The sequence below is a fragment of the Eubacteriaceae bacterium ES3 genome, from assembly GCA_030586155.1.
Classification (GTDB): Bacteria; Bacillota; Clostridia; order Eubacteriales; family Eubacteriaceae; genus Acetobacterium.
Genome location: CP130741.1, coordinates 1,469,782 through 1,488,708 on the forward strand (window position 1 = coordinate 1,469,782; position 18,927 = coordinate 1,488,708).

At 44.6% G+C, this 18,927-nt stretch carries 12 protein-coding genes; 2 read left to right on the forward strand and 10 right to left on the reverse strand.

The annotated features are described in order from the left end of the window. Positions 1-2: 2 nt before the first annotated feature. From Q5O24_06655 to Q5O24_06665, 3 genes are read right to left on the reverse strand one after another with little or no spacing between them, the layout of a single operon-like run. Complete coding sequence (locus tag Q5O24_06655) at positions 3-494, reverse strand: Ig domain-containing protein (GenBank protein ID WKY48992.1); 492 nt, start codon at positions 492-494, stop codon at positions 3-5. Then, complete coding sequence (locus Q5O24_06660; protein WKY48993.1) at positions 479-2,848, reverse strand: cadherin-like beta sandwich domain-containing protein; 2,370 nt, start codon at positions 2,846-2,848, stop codon at positions 479-481. Before Q5O24_06660 ends, Q5O24_06655 begins: the two co-directional genes overlap by 16 nt. Positions 2,849-2,863: 15 nt before the next feature. Then, positions 2,864-3,094, reverse strand: a complete 231-nt coding sequence (locus Q5O24_06665) for a DUF2442 domain-containing protein (GenBank protein WKY48994.1) — start codon at positions 3,092-3,094, stop codon at positions 2,864-2,866. 158 nt (positions 3,095-3,252) lie between these two features. On the opposite strand from Q5O24_06665, the gene Q5O24_06670 reads away from it, so the two are divergent. Next, on the forward strand, positions 3,253-3,429 hold the full coding sequence (locus Q5O24_06670) for a hypothetical protein (protein ID WKY48995.1): 177 nt from the start codon (positions 3,253-3,255) through the stop codon (positions 3,427-3,429). A 103-nt stretch (positions 3,430-3,532) separates the two neighbouring features. On the opposite strand, the gene Q5O24_06675 is transcribed toward Q5O24_06670, so the two are convergent. The 5 genes from Q5O24_06675 to Q5O24_06695 form a co-directional block, all read right to left on the reverse strand. Further along, entirely contained in the window at positions 3,533-4,879 is a 1,347-nt protein-coding gene (locus Q5O24_06675) for a hypothetical protein (protein ID WKY48996.1), read from the reverse strand. A 21-nt stretch (positions 4,880-4,900) separates the two neighbouring features. Continuing rightward, on the reverse strand, positions 4,901-8,113 hold the full coding sequence (locus Q5O24_06680; protein WKY48997.1) for a cadherin-like beta sandwich domain-containing protein: 3,213 nt from the start codon (positions 8,111-8,113) through the stop codon (positions 4,901-4,903). 127 nt (positions 8,114-8,240) lie between these two features. After that, on the reverse strand, positions 8,241-11,396 hold the full coding sequence (locus Q5O24_06685) for a cadherin-like beta sandwich domain-containing protein (GenBank protein WKY48998.1): 3,156 nt from the start codon (positions 11,394-11,396) through the stop codon (positions 8,241-8,243). Next, positions 11,396-11,626, reverse strand: a complete 231-nt coding sequence (locus Q5O24_06690; protein ID WKY48999.1) for a DUF2442 domain-containing protein — start codon at positions 11,624-11,626, stop codon at positions 11,396-11,398. Before Q5O24_06690 ends, Q5O24_06685 begins: the two co-directional genes overlap by 1 nt. Before the next feature lie 188 nt (positions 11,627-11,814). Beyond that, positions 11,815-14,295, reverse strand: coding sequence for a LuxR C-terminal-related transcriptional regulator (locus Q5O24_06695; protein WKY49000.1), 2,481 nt, complete (start codon positions 14,293-14,295; stop codon positions 11,815-11,817). 549 nt (positions 14,296-14,844) lie between these two features. Between Q5O24_06695 and Q5O24_06700 the strand changes: the two genes are divergently transcribed. Then, positions 14,845-16,284 (forward strand): hypothetical protein, encoded by a 1,440-nt coding sequence (locus Q5O24_06700; GenBank protein WKY49001.1) that lies wholly within the window; start codon positions 14,845-14,847, stop codon positions 16,282-16,284. 71 nt (positions 16,285-16,355) lie between these two features. Here Q5O24_06700 and Q5O24_06705 read toward each other — a convergent pair whose 3' ends face one another. Together Q5O24_06705 and Q5O24_06710 are read right to left on the reverse strand one after the other, a co-directional pair. Next, on the reverse strand, positions 16,356-17,201 hold the full coding sequence (locus Q5O24_06705) for a 2-oxoacid:ferredoxin oxidoreductase subunit beta (protein WKY49002.1): 846 nt from the start codon (positions 17,199-17,201) through the stop codon (positions 16,356-16,358). Beyond that, on the reverse strand, positions 17,194-18,858 hold the full coding sequence (locus tag Q5O24_06710) for a 2-oxoacid:acceptor oxidoreductase subunit alpha (GenBank protein ID WKY49003.1): 1,665 nt from the start codon (positions 18,856-18,858) through the stop codon (positions 17,194-17,196). Before Q5O24_06710 ends, Q5O24_06705 begins: the two co-directional genes overlap by 8 nt. Positions 18,859-18,927 lie beyond the last annotated feature (69 nt).

The window sequence follows — 18,927 nt, forward strand, 5'->3', positions numbered from 1 at the left end:
TCTTAAAGCACTGTTGGATTCTCTAGCGCATTATTTGACAGATTGTCCACAATATAGACTTCTATTACATCCCCTGTCTGTGCATTGAAGGCTGCACCAGCCCCGCTTAAGGTATCAAAATCGCCAATAATAAAGGTCGTTCCAATTTGCATATCGTTTCTTTTTTGTACAAACAAGCAGACTTCTTCCCCGTCATGTCCAGATACTTTGGAAATATTTACCCGAAAATAGGTAAAGCCCGATACACCCTCATTAATAGTTAGTGTCGGAATACCATCGTCAGTATAGCTGCCGGTGTAAGCGGCGTCGCCATCAGAGGCAATCAGGTAGGCCCCGTTACCGCAGCCTCTTTGGACGACAAGGGTATAGTCGCAAGAACCGGTTACGCCATTTTCATCCGTCGCGGTAATGGTAACGGCGTAGCTTCCCACCTCACTCTCAACGGGTGTACCGGTAAGAAGTCCGTCACTGTCAATACTCAGTGAGCCTGGCAATCCAGTCGCAGACCAGGTAAAGGCACCAGTCCCGCCGAGGATTCAAAGCTGAGATTATAGGTGATTCCAACCATGCCAACCGGCATTGAGCTGTTGGTGATTGTAATTTGATCCTGCCTTGTCACTTCAATTGTATAGGTTCGGGTGGTAACACCATCGCTGCCGGTTACCACTACGGTAATAGTGTTGGTGCCCACAGACAAATTGACCGGCACAGAGGCATCATTACCATTGACCGTAACATCTGTCCCGCTATCGGTGGATGTTGGCGTTACCGTCAGACTGTCAACGGCATTTTCAACCGTTGCTGTATAGGCAGTAGTCGTTTTTGCAAAGGCTGGCGAAAGCGTCCCCTCTGATAAGGTCAAACCGGACAGGGTTGCGTCACTGTCCCCGCGATTAATGGTTAAAGTATAGGTTTTAGTCGTCGCGTCCTGGGCAATGACCATCAGTTTAATTTCATTATCCCCCACTGAAAGCGGGATGGTCTTTAAAGCTCCATGGCTTAAAATGACACCGTCTAAGAGCATGATGGCCTTTTCATCAGAAGCTGAGGCGGTCAGCGTAATTTCATCCACATCGCTGCCTACATTGGCATAGTAAGCTGTAGTCCCTGCATCAAAGGCGGGACTTAAAGAGCCTGTATTTAGCGACAGGCTGGCTAAATTAGCATCACTGACTGTTCCATTCACAGAGAGTATATAGGATTTCTGGCTGCCGTCCTGAGCGGTTACGACAACCGCAATCATATTGGCGCCGTTATCAAGGTCAACGGATGCTTCAGAACCAGAAGTTGCCAGGCTGCCGTTAATGGTCATAGTTGCTCCGGGGTCAAGGGTCTGGGCAGTAATGCCGATGCTGTCGATGCCGGTAGCATCTACACTGTAGGCAGCGGTATCCGGATCAAAGACAGGGTTTAAGCTACCCGTATTAACGGCAAGGCTCGAAAGGTCTGCCGGTGCTTCGGTGGTGAAGCTGGCACTATCGGCTGTCATGGTAGTCCCATAGCTGTCCTGAAAACCGGAAATGTCTATGCTACAGCTTTGGTAGTAGTTTAAACCAGAATAGGGTATTGTATAGGTTCGACCGCTGTTAGACCAGGCCCCGCCACTGAGAGCAGTGCCATTAATCGATACCGTTCCGGTTACAGAAGTATCCATATCGTTATTAAAGGAGATGACTACATTTCCGTCAATAGGGGAATCGTTGTCAGCTGGACTTATGTTGCCGATCATCGATGTTTTATCTGCTGTCCAAATGGCGTAAAGGGTTATATCTTCGGACACCGTAATACTGTCCCCTGGTGCATAAGATGTGCCGCTGCCGTCTGATTCTGAGTTCCACTCTATAAATGTATAACCTGGATTTGTAAAACCACTGGAATCATCGACTGTTGTTGTACCATCTACAGGCAGAATCGAATTTTTAACGCCTGTTCCACCATTGTCTTCATAGTTGATCGAACATGCTCTAGCATAGAAGCCAGCATCTGTCCAATCCTCATCGTCAGGCAGGCTAAAGCCATAGAGTGGCCCTGATATTGGAAAGTGCGTATGGCCTTTAACGGGTGTTAAAAAGGAATCGTTGGCTGAAAATACTAAGGCGTCACCCCCTATTGAAAGAGAACCACCACTTTTTCCCAATCCAGGACCGACATCACAATTTTCTCCAACCCAATGGAAGGCATACACCGTACCACCTGTTATGCTAATCGTTCCTCCATCTCCGCGATCACCACCGCCAATACCGGCAGCATAAATTGCGCCGGTAGCTTTGACTGTGCCACCTGTTATGGTAGTCGTACCACCATCTCCGTTACTTCCACCGTCGATACCGGCAGCCAAACCCCTACCGCTTGCAATCACCGTACCACCTGTTATGGTAATCGTACCAGCATCTCCATATTCTCCACCGCCGATACCGGCAGCTTTCCTTCCGCCAGTTACATCAAGACTTCCGTCACCCTTTATTTCAAGTTCTGTACCGGCTTCAACTCGAATACCTGGATATTGGTCACTACTTATGAGTTTGTTTTCCCCACTTAGAATCAGGGTGTTACTGCTGCCTGTAAATATGAGTGCATAAATATAACTGTTGATTGTCACCGAATCAAGCGTTAATGTGACATTCTCCTTACAAGAGATAAGAACATTTTTACTTCCGGTCAGCCTTGCAGTTGCGTCTTCTTCAACCACAACTAAATCACCTGCTCCACAGCTACTGATATCAAATGTCTGGCCGTCAGAAACGGTATGAGTTGCTGCCAGGGCCGTCTGCGGAGACAGTCCGACAATCATCAACAAGCCAATCACGATCAACAAACATTTTGGTATTATTCTAATTGATTTTTCCATTGCTCTTTCTCCCTTTTATTTTTTTATCATTTCAAAAACTTCGCTGGTTGACAGTTCAACCTTATTGCCCCAGCTGATGACCCTGCCGTCGGTTTCAGCCCTCTGAAAAAAGGCTTCATCACGCAGCAGGCCAAAGCGGATGGTTTTAAGCTTAGGTTTTAAATTCAGGGTAATAATACTGCCGTTGGTAAGATTTACCTCCAGCTGATAATTTTCTTTTGCTTTTACTGCTTTGATTTCAGTCATAAAAGTTCGCTCCTTCAATTCATACTCTCTTATTATTTATTGTACAATAGCTGGTTTCTGCCTGTATACTACCCACCGGGTGGTTTTGAGGGAGTTTTTATGGTTTTGTATTTCAGGTATAAAAACAACTGCCATACTCATTGTATAGCAGTCGTTAAGTGCTGGATTTTGTGCTGCGGGTAGTTTTATACTTCGCTCGTAATATTAATTTTTTCAAAGCAGGTGTTTCGGGTAATCAGTTCAATATGAATATTCTCAATCTCATTTTCGATCAGCATCGTCAGAAAGAGGTCAACTTCCAGATTTTTGAGCAGATAGCAGTCGTCCAGAACTAAAAAGTCTATTGAAGATTATTAAGAAGCTTGAGGACTTTCCGTAAAGTGACTAAGTCGTCAGTACAACCAAGACTGAAAGCTTGTGATAGAGTTCTCCTTTAAATCAGCTTTCAAAAAATGGATCTTGCGTGTTACCTGGTACTGCTTCCCCTTTAGCGACAACTACAATCCTGATCGCCTCCAGTCGGTAGCCAAACCCGGCAGTTCCGGCTGCTTCCCCATTTTTAGCCCAATCCAACCATCCAAAATTCTGGGCATGGACCTGATAGTAAATGTCATAGTTGTCCGCATCATCACCCGTCAGATTAATCTTGATCGCTTCCAGTCGCAGTGCCTGTCCTTCGGTCCCGCTCATTGCACCATCCGATACAAAATCCTGCCAGCCAATATTTTGGACATGAGTTGAATATTCGACACCAATGTTTTCCTGATCCTCAAGTTCTATTTTAATGCCTTCAAGCCTTAAACTCTGTCCTTCGGTTCCGCTCATTTCACCATTCGATACAAAACCCTGCCAGCCGATGTTCTCAACATGGGTCTGATAGCTGCAGATGATGTCTTCAGTTACCGGTTCCAGCGTTGTTGAAATAACATATTTTGATGCATGGCTAAATTCGAAACAAACACATCCATCACTGACTTTTGCTTCTTCCTGATATTCAAGCTCACCTGTTTCTTCATTGTAAAAGTAGAGGTAAGCTGTTTTTTCGTTTAAAGTAGCGTCCATTTTGTAAGTTAAGATTGTAGTAAATGGAAGCTCCCCGGAATAGGTGATTTCTATTTCCATAGAATCAGAATCACCAGCCAGTTTAGATAATTCAGCATCTTCGATTTCTGTAATACTTAAATCAAAGCTTTCTATTCCCTCAGGAAGATCAGTGATGCTCATACCATTTATCGCCCAGCTATAGTCTCCAAAGTCAAAAATGATGGTAACATCTTTTCCTTGCACAGCTTCCAGTAAACTTGCAGGGATTGCGGCATTATTTTGAACGGGAATCGTGATTGTACTTCCCTCACCTGCCTCACTGATTTCTTCCAGAGCTTTATCGACATCAATATCGGGATCTACCGGTTCTACAGGCGTTATCGGACTTGGATATGAGGGTGTCTTAACATATACTGTAAAGGTCGCACTGGTTACCTCAGAGCCGGCACCAATAACTATCGTTAGAGTTGTCGGATCAATCTCCGGTACAACAAATTCTGTACTATAAGAACCGTCATTAGCTGTCAGTACCGGATTTATATAGACAATATTACCATCTGAATCCGTCGCTTTTACGGTGATCCATGTATCTGGATCATAGGTTCCCGACAGAGTAACAGTTTCGCCCGCTACTCCGCTTTGTTTACTCAGTTCCAGGGTTACTTCCGTCGCTAAAACCGTATTAGTTAGAAGCAGCATAAAAAGGATACTGTTTAATAAGGTTAATGTTATTTTTTTCATCAATCCGCCTCCCTTCATTTCTTAAAGCACTGTTGGATTCTCTGTCGTATTATTTGACAGATTGTCCACAATATAAACTTCAATCACGTCGCCTGCCTTGACGTTAAAGCCGGCGCCCGCATAGTTGACCGTATCGTAATCCGCCCTGTTAAAGCAAAAGGCAATTTGAGAGCCATTTCGTATCAGCACATAGACACAGGTCTCTTTACCACTGTGGCCGGCAACCGGCGAAATATTCACACCAAAATAGGTAAAGCCCGATACACCCTCATTAACGGTCAAGGTCGGAATGCCATCATCGGTATAGCTACCGGTGTAAGCGGCATCTCCGTCAGAGGCAATCAGGTAGGCACCGTTACCACAACCTGTTTGAATAACAAGCGTGTAGTCACGAGAGCCAATCACATCATTTCCATCTTTTGCGGTAATGGTAACGGCGTAGCTTCTCACTTCACTCTCTAGAGGTGTACCGGTAAGAAGTCCGTCACTGTCTAACGTAAGTGAGCTAGGCAGACCCGCAGCAGACCAGGTAAAGGCACCAGTCCCGCCGGAGGCTTCAAAGCTTTCATTGTAGTTGACTCCGACCATTCCAATCGGCACTGAGCTGTTGGTGATTGTTATTTGGTCCTGCCTTGTCACTTCAATTTTATAGGTTCGGGTGGTAACGCCATCGCTGCCGGTTACCACAATCGTAATGGTATTGGTACCCCCTGTTAGATCGACAGGCACAGACGCATCATCGCCATTGACAGTAATACTTGCTCCGCTGTCGGTCGCTGTTGGTGTTACCGTCAGGCTGTCAACGGCATTTTCAACGGTTGCTGTATAGGCAGTAGTCGTTTGTGCAAAGGCTGGCGAAAGCGTCCCCTCCGAAAGGGTTATACTGGACAGGGTTGCGTCACTATCGCCACGATTGATAGTCAGGCTATAAGTCTGAGTGCTTGCGTCCTGGGCAATGACCATCAGTTTAATTTCATTATCCCCCACTGAAAGCGGAATCGTCTTTGAAGATCCTTGGCTCAAAATGATGCCATCTACAAGCATGACGGCCTTTGTGTCAGAGGCTGAGGCGGTCAGCTTAATTTCATCTACATCGCTGCCCACATTAGCGTAGTAAGTGGTGGTCCCTGCATCAAAGGCTGGACTTAAGGAGCCGGTATTTAGTGATAGGCTGGCCAAGTTAGCATCGCTGACCGTTCCGTTAACAGAAATAATATAGGATTTCTGGCTGCCGTCCTGGGCGGTTACGACAACCGGAATCATATTGGCGCCGTTATCAAGGTCAACGGATGCTTCTGTACCAGAAGTTGTTAGGCTGCCGTTAATGGTCATGCTTGCTCCGGGGTCAAGGGTCTGGGCGGTAATGCCGATGCTGTCAATGCCGGAGGCATCCACACTGTAGGCGGCTGTACCCGGATCAAAGACAGCGTTTAAGCTGCCTGTATTAACGGCGAGACTTGAAAGGTCTGCCGGAGATTCAGAGGTAAAGCTGGCACTATCATCTGTCATGGTAGTCCCATAGGAATCCTGAAAACCGGAAATATCTATGGTACAGCTTTGGTAGTAGTCTAAACCATAATAAGGTATTGTATAGGTTCGACCGCTGTTTGACCAGGCCCCGCCACTGAGAGCAGTGCCATTAATCGATACCGTTCCAGTTACGGAGGTGTCCATATCGTTATTAAAGGTGATGATTACATTTCCGTCAATCGGCGCATCATAGTCAGCTGGACTGATACTCCCGATCATCGATGTTTTATCTGCTGTCCAAATGGCGTAAAGGGTTATATCTTTGGACACCGTAATATTGTCCCCTGGTGCATAAGATGTGCCGCTGCCGTTCGCCTTAGTATTCCACTCTTTAAAGTTGTACCCTGGATTTTCAAACCCGCTGTCATCATCGACTGTTATTGTACCATTTACCGGCATATTCGCATTTTTAGTGCCTGTACCACCATTGTCGTCATAGGTCATCACACACGCTCTGGCATAGATTCCGGCATCCGTCCATCCATCCGGCAGACTAAAGCCATAGAGCGGTCCTGATTTTGAAAAGTGTGTATGGGTTATTGTATTGGGCGTTAAGCATGCATCGTTCGCTAAAAATATTAATGCATCTCCACTGATCGAAAGTGAACCACTACTTGAAGAATTACCAGGGCCAATATCTTTATTACCCGATGAGCCACGCTTGGCAAATACAGTACCGCCTGTTATTGAAATTGTGCCGCCACCTAAAGAAGAACTGCCGCCGATACCGGCACCTCCATATCCTCCGGTTGCAGTAACGGTACCCCCTGTTATGGTAGTAATTGTATTGCCATATACAGAAGAACCGCCGCCGATACCGGCACCACCATAGCCGCCGGTTGCAGTGACAGTACCGCCTGATATTGTAATTGTACCGTTATCCGAATTGCGGCCGCCGCCGATACCGGTAGCAGAATCGCCGCCGGTTGCAGTGACAGTACCGCCTGATACTGTAATCGTACCGCCATCTCCAGAAGAACCGCCGCCGATACCGGCACCTTTATCTCCGCCGGTTACAGTGACAGTACCGCCTGATACTGCAATCGTACCGCCATCTCCATGATCGCCGCCGCCGATACCGGCACCTCCCTCACCGCCGGTTGCAGTAACTATGCCGCCTGATATTGTAATCGTACCGCTATCTGCATAGCAGCAGTAGCCGCCGCCGATACCGGCACCTTTATCTCCGCCGGTTACAGTAACAGTACCACCAGATATTGTAATCGTACCGCCATCGGTAGAGAAGCCGCCGCCGATACCGGCACCATATTTTCCGCCAGTTACATCAAGAATGCCATCTCCTTTAATTTCTAGCTTTGTGTCTGTTTCTACTTGGATACCAGGCTCATTAGAACCGCTTTTAAATGTGTTTGTTCCACTTAGAATCAGGGTGTTACCGCTGCCTGAAAAGTTGAGGGCACAGGCATTAGATGTTGCACTGACATCGCTTGTCACCGAATCAAGCGTTAGTGTGACACCCTCGCTACAAGAGATAAGAACATTTTGACTTCCGGTCAGCGTTGCGGTTGCGCCAGCATCTACCTCAACTATATCGCCGGCAGCACAGCTACTAATATCAAATGTCTGGCTGTCAGAAACGGTATGAGTTGCTGCCAGGGCCGTCTGCGGAGAAAGTCCGACAATCATCAACAAGCCAATCACGATCAACAAACATTTTGGTATTATTCTAATTGATTTTTCCATTTCTCGTTCTCCCTTTAATTTTTTTTCATTTCAAAAAATTCGCTGGTTGACAGTTCCACCTTATTGCCTAGCTAATTACCAGCCATTAGTTTTCACCTGGCTTAAAAGTCAAGCTTATTTCTATCTTCTAAAGAACAGTGGGATTATCCGAGGTATTATTTGTCAAATCATCGACGATATAGACTTCGATTACATCTCCAGATTTAATATTAAAAGCTGCATAAGCGCTTCCTACTGTGTCAAAATCCGCTTTAACGGCATTCATACCAAGCTGAACACCGTCTCTTTTGTGGACAAATAAACAGACTTCTTCCCCGGCATGTCCGGTTACCGGCGAAATGTCTACGCCAAAATAGGTAAAGCCCGATACACCCTTATTAACGGTCAGAGTCGGAATGCCGTCATCGGTATAGCTGCCAGTGTAAGCGGCATCTCCGTCAGAAGCTATCAGGTAGGCACCGTTACCACAACCTGCTTGGATAACAAGCGTGTAGTTACGAGAGCCAGTTACATCATTTCCATCTTTTGCGGTAATGGTAACGGCGTAGCTACCAACCTCACTCTCAACGGGTGTGCCGGAGAGCAGTCCTGAACTGTCTAAACTAAGTGAGCCTGGTAGACCTGTCGCTGACCAGGTAAAGACATCAGTCCCGCCGGAGGCTTCAAAGCTTTCATTGTAGGTGACCCCAACCATGCCAACCGGCATTGAGCTGTTGGTGATTGTAATCTGGTTCTGCCTTGTCACATTTATGGTATAGGTTCGGGTGGTAACGGCATCGCTGCCGGTTACCACAATCGTAATGGTATTGGTACCTACTGTCAGATTGACCGGCACAGAGGCATCATTGCCATTGACCATAATATCTGCTCCGCTGTCGGTCGCTGTTGGTGTCACCGTCAGACTGTCAACAGCATTTCCAACGGTTGCTGTATAGGCAGTGGTCGTTTGTGCAAAGGTCGGCGAAAGCGTCCCCTCTGATAGGCTCAAATCGGACAGGGTTGCGTCACTGTCACCGCGGTTGATGGTCAGGCTATAGGTTTGAGTCGATGCATCCTGGGCAATGACCATCAGTTCTACTTCATTATCCCCCACTGAAAGCGGAATGGTCTTTGAAGCTCCCTGGCTTAAAATGACGCCGTCTAAAAGCATGATGGCCTTTTCATCAGAAGCTGAGGCAGTCAGTGTAATTTCATCTATATCGCTGCCCACATTGGCGTAGTAAGTGGTAGTCCCTGCCTCAAAGGCCGGACTTAATGAGCCGGTATTTAGTGACAGGCTGGCCAAGTCGGCAACGCTGACCGTACCGTTAACGGAGATGATATAGGATTTCTGGCTGCTGTCCTGGGCGGTTACAACAATTGGTATCATATTGGCGCCGTTATCGAGGCTGACACTTACTTTAGTGCCGGAAGTTGCTTCCGACCCGTTAATGGTCATGCTTGCTCCGGAATCAAGGGACTGGGCAGTAATGCCGATGCTGTTAATGCCGGTGGCATCCACGCTGTAGGCGGCTGTATCCGGGTCAAAGCCCGGGCTTAGGCTGCCCGTATTAACGGCAAGGCTCGAAAGGTCTGCCGGTGCTTTAGTGGTGAAGCTGGCACTATCGGCTGTCATGGTTGTCCCATAGGAATCCTGAAAACCGGAAATATCTATGCTACAGCTTTGGAAGTAGTCTAAACCAGAATAAGGTATTGTATAGGTTCGACCGCTGTTAGACCAGGCCCCGCCACTGAGAGCAGTGCCATTAATCGATACCGTTCCGGTTACTGAGGTATCCATATCGTTATTAAAGGTGATGACTACATTTCCGTCAATCGGCGCATCGTTGTCAGCTGGACTGATATTCCCAACCATTGCTGCTTCTTCAGGTGTCCAAATGGCATACAGGGTTAGATCACCGGATAGTCTAATACTTTCACCTGGTTCATAACTTGTTCCACTGCCGTCCACTCTGGTATTCCACTCTTTAAATGTGTATCCTGGATTCATAAAGCTGCTATCGTCAGCAATTGTTATAATAATGCCGACGAGTGAATTTTCTAGTTCACCATCACCTGTCCCTCCGTTGTCGTCATATGCCAACAAACAGGGTATACCATAGATGCCCGCATCAGTCCATCCGTCCGGTAGTCCATAGAAAGAATATGATGCCAAATAGTGTATATGGGTTTGTGTATCGGGTGTTAAACAGGTATCATTTGCTAAAAACACCAAGGCGTCACCGCTGATTGAAAGTGAACCATCACTTGCACTAGTACCTGGGCCAATATCGTTATTACCGTTATCACCATGTTTTGCATATATAGTACCGCTGGATATAGAAATCGTGCCTCCTCCTCCAGCTGCACCACCGCCGATACCGGCACTACCGTCTCCGCCGGTTGCAGTGACTGTACCACTTGATATCGTGATCGTACCGCCATCTCCCATACCATCAACGGCAAACATTCCGCCATTAAAACCTCCTCCAATAGCAGCACCTCCGTAACCTCCGATTGCATTGATCGTACCACCCGTTATGGTAATCGTACCGCCATTTGCATAAGCGCCACCGCCGATGCCAGCACCACAATATCCACCGGTTGCATTAACGATACCGCTCGATATTGTGATCGTGCCTCCATCTCCATACATACTGCCTCCGATACCGGCGCTGTAACCTCCACTAGTTGCAGTAACCGTACCACCCGATATCGTAATCGTACCGCCAGCTCCTTCGAAACCGCCGCCGATACCGGCAGCGAAGGCTCCGCCGGTTGCAGTGACTGTACCACTCGTTATGGTAATCGTACCGCCAGTTCCATTATTGCCACCGCCGATGCCGGCACCATTATCTCCGCCTGTTCCATCAAGACTTCCATCACCCTGTATTTCAAGTTCAGTCTCGTCTTCCACAAGGACACCCGCTTCATTTTCTCCGCTTTTAAGCATACTTGCCCCACTTAAAATCAGGGTGTTACCGCTGCCTGTAAAGCAAAGAGCACAAGCATCATATGTTTCACTGACATCGCTTGTCACCGAATCAAGCGTTAGTGTGACACCCTCACCACAAGAGATAAGAACATTTTGACTTCCGGTCAGTGTTGCGGTTACACCTGCATCTACATTAACTGTATCGCCGGCAGTACAGCTGCTAATATCAAATGACTGGCCGTCTGATACGGTGTGCGTTACCGCCCGAGCTATCTGCGGCTGCAGCGCGATGATCATAAACAAACCAATGATAATCAATAAGCATTGCGGTATTCTTCTAATTGATTTTTCAATTCCTCTTTCTCCCATTATTTTTTAATCATATCAAAAACTTCGCTGGTTGACAGTTCTACCTTATTGCCCCAACTGATGACCCTGCCGTCGGTTTCAGCCCTCTGAAAAAAGGCTTCATCGCGCAGCAGGCCAAAGCGGATGGTCTCTAGCTTAGGTTTTAAATTCAGGGTAATCATGCTGCCGTTAGTAAGGTTAACTTCCAGCTGATAATTTTCCTTTGCTTTTACTGCTTTGATTTCAGTCATAAAAGTTTACTCCTTCAATTCAGACTTAGTTATTATTTATTGTACAATAGGGGGTTTCTGCCTGTATACTACCCACCGGGTGGTTTTGAGGGAGTTTTTTTATGGTTTTGTACTTTAAGGTATAAAAAAACTGCCATAAAGATTGTATAACAGTTGTTTAGTACTGGATATTGCACAGCGGATAGTTTTTATACTTCGCTCGTAATATTAATCTTTTCAAAGTGCTGCTTTAACAGGGTCCTGTTATTAATGGACAGTTTTGAATAGACCGATTTAAGCGCTGATTTGACCGTATTGGCCGAAATAAAGAGTTTGTCGGCAATTGCTTTATTAGTTAGTCCCTGGGCTGCCAGAAGGGCAATTTCTTTTTCGCGGTCGGTGAGGCTTTGTTTGTCTTCAGGAAAGTATTTCGTTTTTAATTTTTCTCTGGCATTTTGATAGGTTTTAGAAAGGGCAAGAATATTTCTGAGTTCTGTTTTATAAATCCCCTGAGCTGCCAACTTTTTAAGAATTGGTCTGAGATAGTCACTGTTCTCGGCAAAGGGCATATAAAGTCCGTCTGGCATGGCAATGTCCAGCGCTTTTTTCAGGCTTTCGAGGGCCTGGGCAGGACGATCTAATTTAGCATTTCCTGCCGCCAGATAAAGATGAGTGTAGATTACCCCCAGCATATTAGGATAAAAGCCGGCAGTTTCTAGAAAATAATCCCCGCTGCCGATCAGTTTGGTATAGTGTTCATTGATCAGGAGTACCCGGCCGTAGATGATATTGAACATGGCAAAAGAAGCGTGGAGCAGACGGATTTCACCGCGTTCCGGACGGGCCAGGCTTTCTGGTATTTTATACTTCTGATCACATTGGGCGTAAAAATACATCTGACACAGCTCCAGATTATGCAGGTAATGATAATCAATGCGGCTTGCCATCTCTTCCTGCATCAGCGATTGTAGATGAAAGATATGAGGAAAATCCCCTTTCATCCAGTCAATACGCATCTGCAGAAACCGTGCTGCCAGTACAATGCCCCACTGATCAGATGGTTGCGCTTTATGAAGGGCTTTATTCAAGGCTACTTCGGCACTTAAAAAGTCACCCTGATTATAATGATATTCGGCCGCCATCATTTCACTGCCTCCGCGGCCATTGCCTTTTGTCAGACTTTCATAACAAGGCAGGCCGATTTTTAAAGTATGTATATTATCCAAAAGTTTGCCGCTTTCCCGGTGATAAAGGTATAAAACCGAGAGGGAACCGTGAGTCCAGTCGGATTTCAGATCGTAAATTGAAGTTGATCCGGTCAGCAGCTGCCGGGATTTCTCAAAATGAGCGGCCATTTCGTTCAGATTATTGAAGCAGGAAACACCGTAGATAAGTTCAAATTCTCCGTACAGGGTCTTGCGCTGCTTGTCGGTTAAAGAAGGATCCGAACCAATATTTGCGGCCACTTCCTTAAACGTGTTTGTAAAAGCCGCAAATTCATTGTGCAGAAGAAAATGAACACACAGAATCAGCAAGGCGTAATGATGACGACTTCTGATTTCTTCTGGACATTCATCGAGATAATGACGCAGGGTTGCCATATTCTGACGGGTAAAGAGCCGAGCTTTTTCTTCCTCGATAGAGTTTAAAATCTGTTCAAAGTCGCCGCAGGCGTACAGGAACTGCCGGGCAATGGTATATTCGCCTTGTTCAAGGTACCAGGCAGCGGCCTTTTGAGTCAGGATTTCCTGCTGACCATCTTCTTCCAGCTTTTCCTGGAGATAGTTTCTAAACAGACTGTGAATCTGATAAGTTTTCGATTGTTGGTCATAAGCGATAAAGGCATTTTGCCTGACGATTGAATCCAGCATTGCCGCAGTGTCCGGTTTTCCCCATATAAACGCGGCCAGCCTGAGCGAAAAATGATTAAAAACGGACATCCTTGTTATAAAGTCCTGCTGTTTACTGGTAAGCGCTTTATAAACAGTTTTTTCAATCAGCTTGTAGATGCTGTCCGTGGGCTTTAAAATGCCATCTTCAATAAAGTTCAGAAGCATCAGGTAGAGGGCACTGATCCAGCCTTCGGTCATTGAATGAAGCATTCTGGCCTGTTCTTGGCTAATTGTTACACTGCATTCCTGGTAGTATTCAGTAATGTCTTTTTCGCGTAGCTCAAAGGCTTCTCTGGTTAGATGGTAGAGCTGTCCTTTAAGTGATAATTCTTCCATTTTTTCAAAGCTGGTGTAACGGGTAATCAGAACAATGTGAAGATTCTCAATCTTATTTTCGATCAGCATAGTCAGAAAGAGATCAACTTCCGGACTTTTAAGCAGGTGGTAGTCGTCCAGAACTAAAAAGTATTTAGTTGAGAATTTAAGATTATTAAGAAGCCTGAGGACTTCCCGCATAGAGACAGAGTCGTCAGGAAAACCGAGGCTGGAAAGCTCGTAATAGATTTCTTCTTTCAGTTCACCCAACAGTCTGGCAAAAGAATCCCAGAAGCTGTCGATTGAGTCATCATAGATCTTCAGCCAGAGCACCTGATCGTCTGTAGCTTTGTGAAAGTGTCGGATTGCGGTGGTTTTTCCGTACCCCATGGGCGCTTCCACTATCGTGAGAGGATATTCCCGAATTGGTGAAAGTTTATTAAGCAGTTTTGTTGTGAAGTGCAGATTTTGAGTCTTCAGCAAAAGAATCCTCCTTTAAAAATGATCTGGTTCAATATTTGTATTTTTCTGATGGCTGTATTAAATATTTTTTTATTCGTGAAAACTGAATACTTTTATTGTATCGCGTCCTATTAATTCTGTAAACAGTGAATATCCTCCCAAAACCCATGGTTACAAGCCGAGGTTTGATAAAAAATAATGAGAAGTTGAAAGTATTTACTGGTAATGGTGAGTTTTTGTTTACATACTACACGATGGTAAGTTTTGAAGGAGCTTTTCTTTGATAGAAAAATAAATTGCTTGCTTTTGATTATAGGAATAGGGTTATTAATATTTTGACGAGTTTGATAATCAGAAGCGTCCAATGCTATATATTTACTTAAATCATACAATATATAGGTTTGTATTGATTGCAAACGGGTATTGTGATAATATAAGGTGAATATAGTTCTATTTATAAGGAGGAAAGATATAATATATATAAATAATGCAGATTTTGGTACTGGTCGTGTTCCAGATGAAATCGATTCAATCAATGAAACGTTTTTATATTAAAAAGGAGAAAGTAAAATGAAACGTCTAAAAACTTTAATTTCAGTAATGATTGCTTTAATGCTAGTTATTTCATTTACAGGAAATTTTGTTTTTGCAGAAAATGCGGTAATTACCCTGGTCGAAAATGATATTGAAGTATGTGAAGGAATTGCTGTTGATTCTTTAGATCATATTTATTATGCTGAACGTGATCTTAGTTTTCACAGTTATAATTTAAGTCGTATGGATGCAGATGGACAAAATAAAATTGTCTTGGCTGGAGGATTTTCTGATATTCGAGATATTGCTGTTGATGTAACTGGAAATATTTACCTGACAGCATTTTATTCACACAGTCTGATAAAACTCGATGAAAACGGTGGCAGCAAAACCGAAATATACACTTGCGATACAGATAAGTATATATACGCCATTGATGCCGACAGTCACGGAAATATCTATTTTACCGAAGCAAAATCCTTTCCATCATACGATGCTGAGATTAAAAAAATAGACCCTGACAACAATGTGACTCTTATTGCTTCCGGTTATAGCGCAGCCCGTGGCCTCGTAATTGACAGTGAAGACTTAATTTATTTCACCGCAGCTAATCCTGATTTAACGGGCAGATCCATCTATCAAATGGATATAAACGGTGAAAACATCGCAGAAATTGCGCCCATTCCCAATGATTCAATGATTATCGCGGTTGATTCAGAAGGATTTATTTACTTTTCCACCTATGAATCCAGTTCATCTTCTTACGCTATCATGAAAATGAATGAATCTGGAGATACACAACTTTTAGCCAGCGGCTTTCCCAATGTCTTTGGAATTGAAACAGATTCCAGCGGGAATTTGTATTTCTCTGACTTCACAACAATAAAAAAACTGATCCTAGCTGCCCCTTCACCAGTTATTGTTACCCAGCCGGTCAGCCAGACAGTTGATCTTGATGAGTCCGTTATCTTGAGTGTTGTAGCAGAAGAAGTAGCTTCAGGTACACTCACTTATCAGTGGTTTGTCGCTGACAGTGAAGTTTATGAACCGGCGACAGCCATCGAAGGGGCCACTAACCCGAATTATTCGCCAGATACGAGTCTTGCCGGAACCGTTTATTATTTCTGCCAGGTCACCAATACTGAGTCGTCTGGATTAAGTGCAACAACCGCAAGTGAAATAGCCGTTATCACAGTTAATGAGGAAGTCGTTATTGAGCCAACACCCGAGACTGAAATTGCCGAAATGATTGATACTATCGAATCAAATATTACCGATAATTATAGTAAGAGTCTGATCAGCAAACTTGAAAATATCCAGACAAAAATTGATAATGGCAAGTACATGGACGCAGCTAATCAGCTTCATGCTTTCATCAATTCGGTTAATGCTCAAACAGGCAAAAAGATTGATTTTGAAACATCTGAATATCTGGTTATCCGGGCGAATTCAATTATTCAGTTGATTGCACAGTAATTAATAATATGAAAAACCCTTCGAGTCTTAAATTTCGAAGGGTTTTCTGTTTAAATCTATAGTGAATTTTTTTAAATAAACTCATTAATTAAATTTTCCAGTTTTTCAGCTTCTACATCTTTATTCAAAGGCAAAGGACCGTTTTTCAGGACTTCATTTTTTTCATTGAATGTAGGCATCTCTTCTTTATAGAGTACTCCCAGAGGGATCGTTTCACCAAATTCCATAGTTTTCTGAATAGCGCCGATTTTATCGCTTGAATCATAATTTTTATCAAGCTCATAAACTCTCTGATTGTACCACTGATAGGTATTAATTTTATTAAAACTTACGCAAGGTTGTAAGATATCGATTATGGCGTAACCTTTGTATTCAATCGCCTGCTTCATAAGGGAAACTAGATGTTGCTTATGTCCGGAAAATCCCCTAGCCACAAAACCGGCTCCCGCGGCTAATGCCATCAGTAGCGGGTTCAAGGGTGTATTGATATTTCCGGAAGGCTGTACGCCGGTAACAAAACCAATCCCCGAGGTAGGCGAAGACTGTCCTTTAGTTAGGCCGTAAACCTGATTATCATGGACAAAATGGGCAATGTCAACGTTTCGACGGACATTATGAATAAAGTGATTACCGCCTTCACCATATGTATCGCCATCACCGGTACTGACAATAACGGTTAATTCCTCATTGACCATCTTGGCCGCGACGGCCGGAGGAAGGGCTCGTCCGTGCAAACCGCAAAAAGCATTGGCATTGATATACTGGGGAATTTTTGCAGCCTGGCCAATTCCGGCCACCATTAAAACCTTATGTGGTTCCAGTTCCAGTTCTTCCAGGGCTGTTTTTAAACAATCCAGTATACTGAAATTTCCGCATCCTGGGCACCAGGCCGTTTCATATGTTTGATACTTAGTCAATTCTACCACCTCCCAATATTTGATTGGCAATCTCCTGACCAGTGAACTGACGACCATCATATTTTAAGACACTGGTTGTGCATTTGATTCCGGTTTTTTCACGAATAAGTTCACCTAGTTGTCCGTTATAATTTTGTTCAACATTGATAATGACTTTGGCGTGCCTGGAAATATTTCTCAATTTGTTTTCCGGCAGTGGAAAAACATCGCTAAAGACCAGCGCTCCATATTTCTCTTCTTGATTATTTAGAATCTCCAGAGCATCAACAATTGAACCGTGCATAGACCCCCATCCGATTAAGAGAATCTGCGGATTTTCGGTTCCCAACAACTCTGGCTCCTGAATTTCTGCTTTTAATAATTCCAGTTTTCCCATTCGCTTTTTCATCATGATATTTCGCATCTCTGCAGATTCAGTAATTTTTCCTGCTTCATTATGCTCGTCACTATCGATTGCGACTAAGTTTTTAGTTTGACCAGGAATTAGACGTGGTGAGATCCCGTTATCTGTAACCTGATAACGAAGATAGTCCCCGGAAAGTTCTGCGACTGGTTTATGTACTGGGAGATTGGAAAGATCAAATGGTGCAACGGTGGCCGAAGCATCTCCCAGGAACTGATCCATCAACAGGACGACCGGTATCTGATAGCGATCGGCGATATCAAAAGCCCGGATAGTCTGGTAAAAAGCATCTTCATGATTGCGTGGTGCGATTATCAGTCGCGGAAATTCTCCTGGTGCCGCGGTGATCATAAACTTTAAATCTCCCTGTTCTGTTCGTGTTGGAAATCCTGTCGCTGGTCCCGGTCGCTGGACGTTGACCAGCACTTGTGGGATTTCAGCGATGCCAGCCAGACCAAAAGCCTCGACCATCAGTGCGAAGCCGCCGCCCGAGGTAGCAGTCATTGCTTTGGCTCCCGCGTAAGATGCACCAAGGGCCATATTGATGGCGGCAATCTCGTCTTCTGCCTGTTCTAGAACGATGCCCATTTTTTCGCTCTTTTCTGCGACATAGACCATGATCGGGGTTGATGGTGACATTGGATAAGCGGTATAAAAATTTAATCCTGCGGCAACGGCACCTAAGCCCACAGCCTGACTACCCTTGATGATCATCCAGTCGCTAAAGGACGCTTCAAGTTTTGGATACCGGCTCTCGACTAATTTGTGTCCTTCTTTGATAGCTGTCATATTAATGTCCAGATATTTTGCATCTAATGAACTAATTAAAACTGGTTCAGCTTTATCCAGACTACAGTCAAATATTTTCATAATCGCGCCAACTCCGATAGTTCCTGCTACCCTTGAGTTTCCTAATCCTTTGGCAATCTCATCCATTGAAATTTTGATGGCTCGTTTATCATCAGTAATGATTTTACTGTCACAGAGAATAAAACCTTTTTCCTTCAGTTTGCTCTGATGCATATCAATAGTTTCTTCGTTTAGGGCAATAATTCCATCCAGTTCATAAGAGTGAGAATATACTTTTTTTGCTCCAAAACGGATCAGCATGAAATTATGACCGCCGCGGATCCTGGACATAAAATCCCGGGATGTGAATACGTTGTAGCCGGATTTTTTCAAAAGTTTTTCCAGGATATCCGACATGGTATCCAAGCCTTGTCCGGCTGCACCTCCAATTAGAATGTTGTACATAATGTCTCCTTTCTAAAACGTAGAATTAGGGCATGTCTTAAAGTAATGTAAAGAATTTTGTGAAAAAGC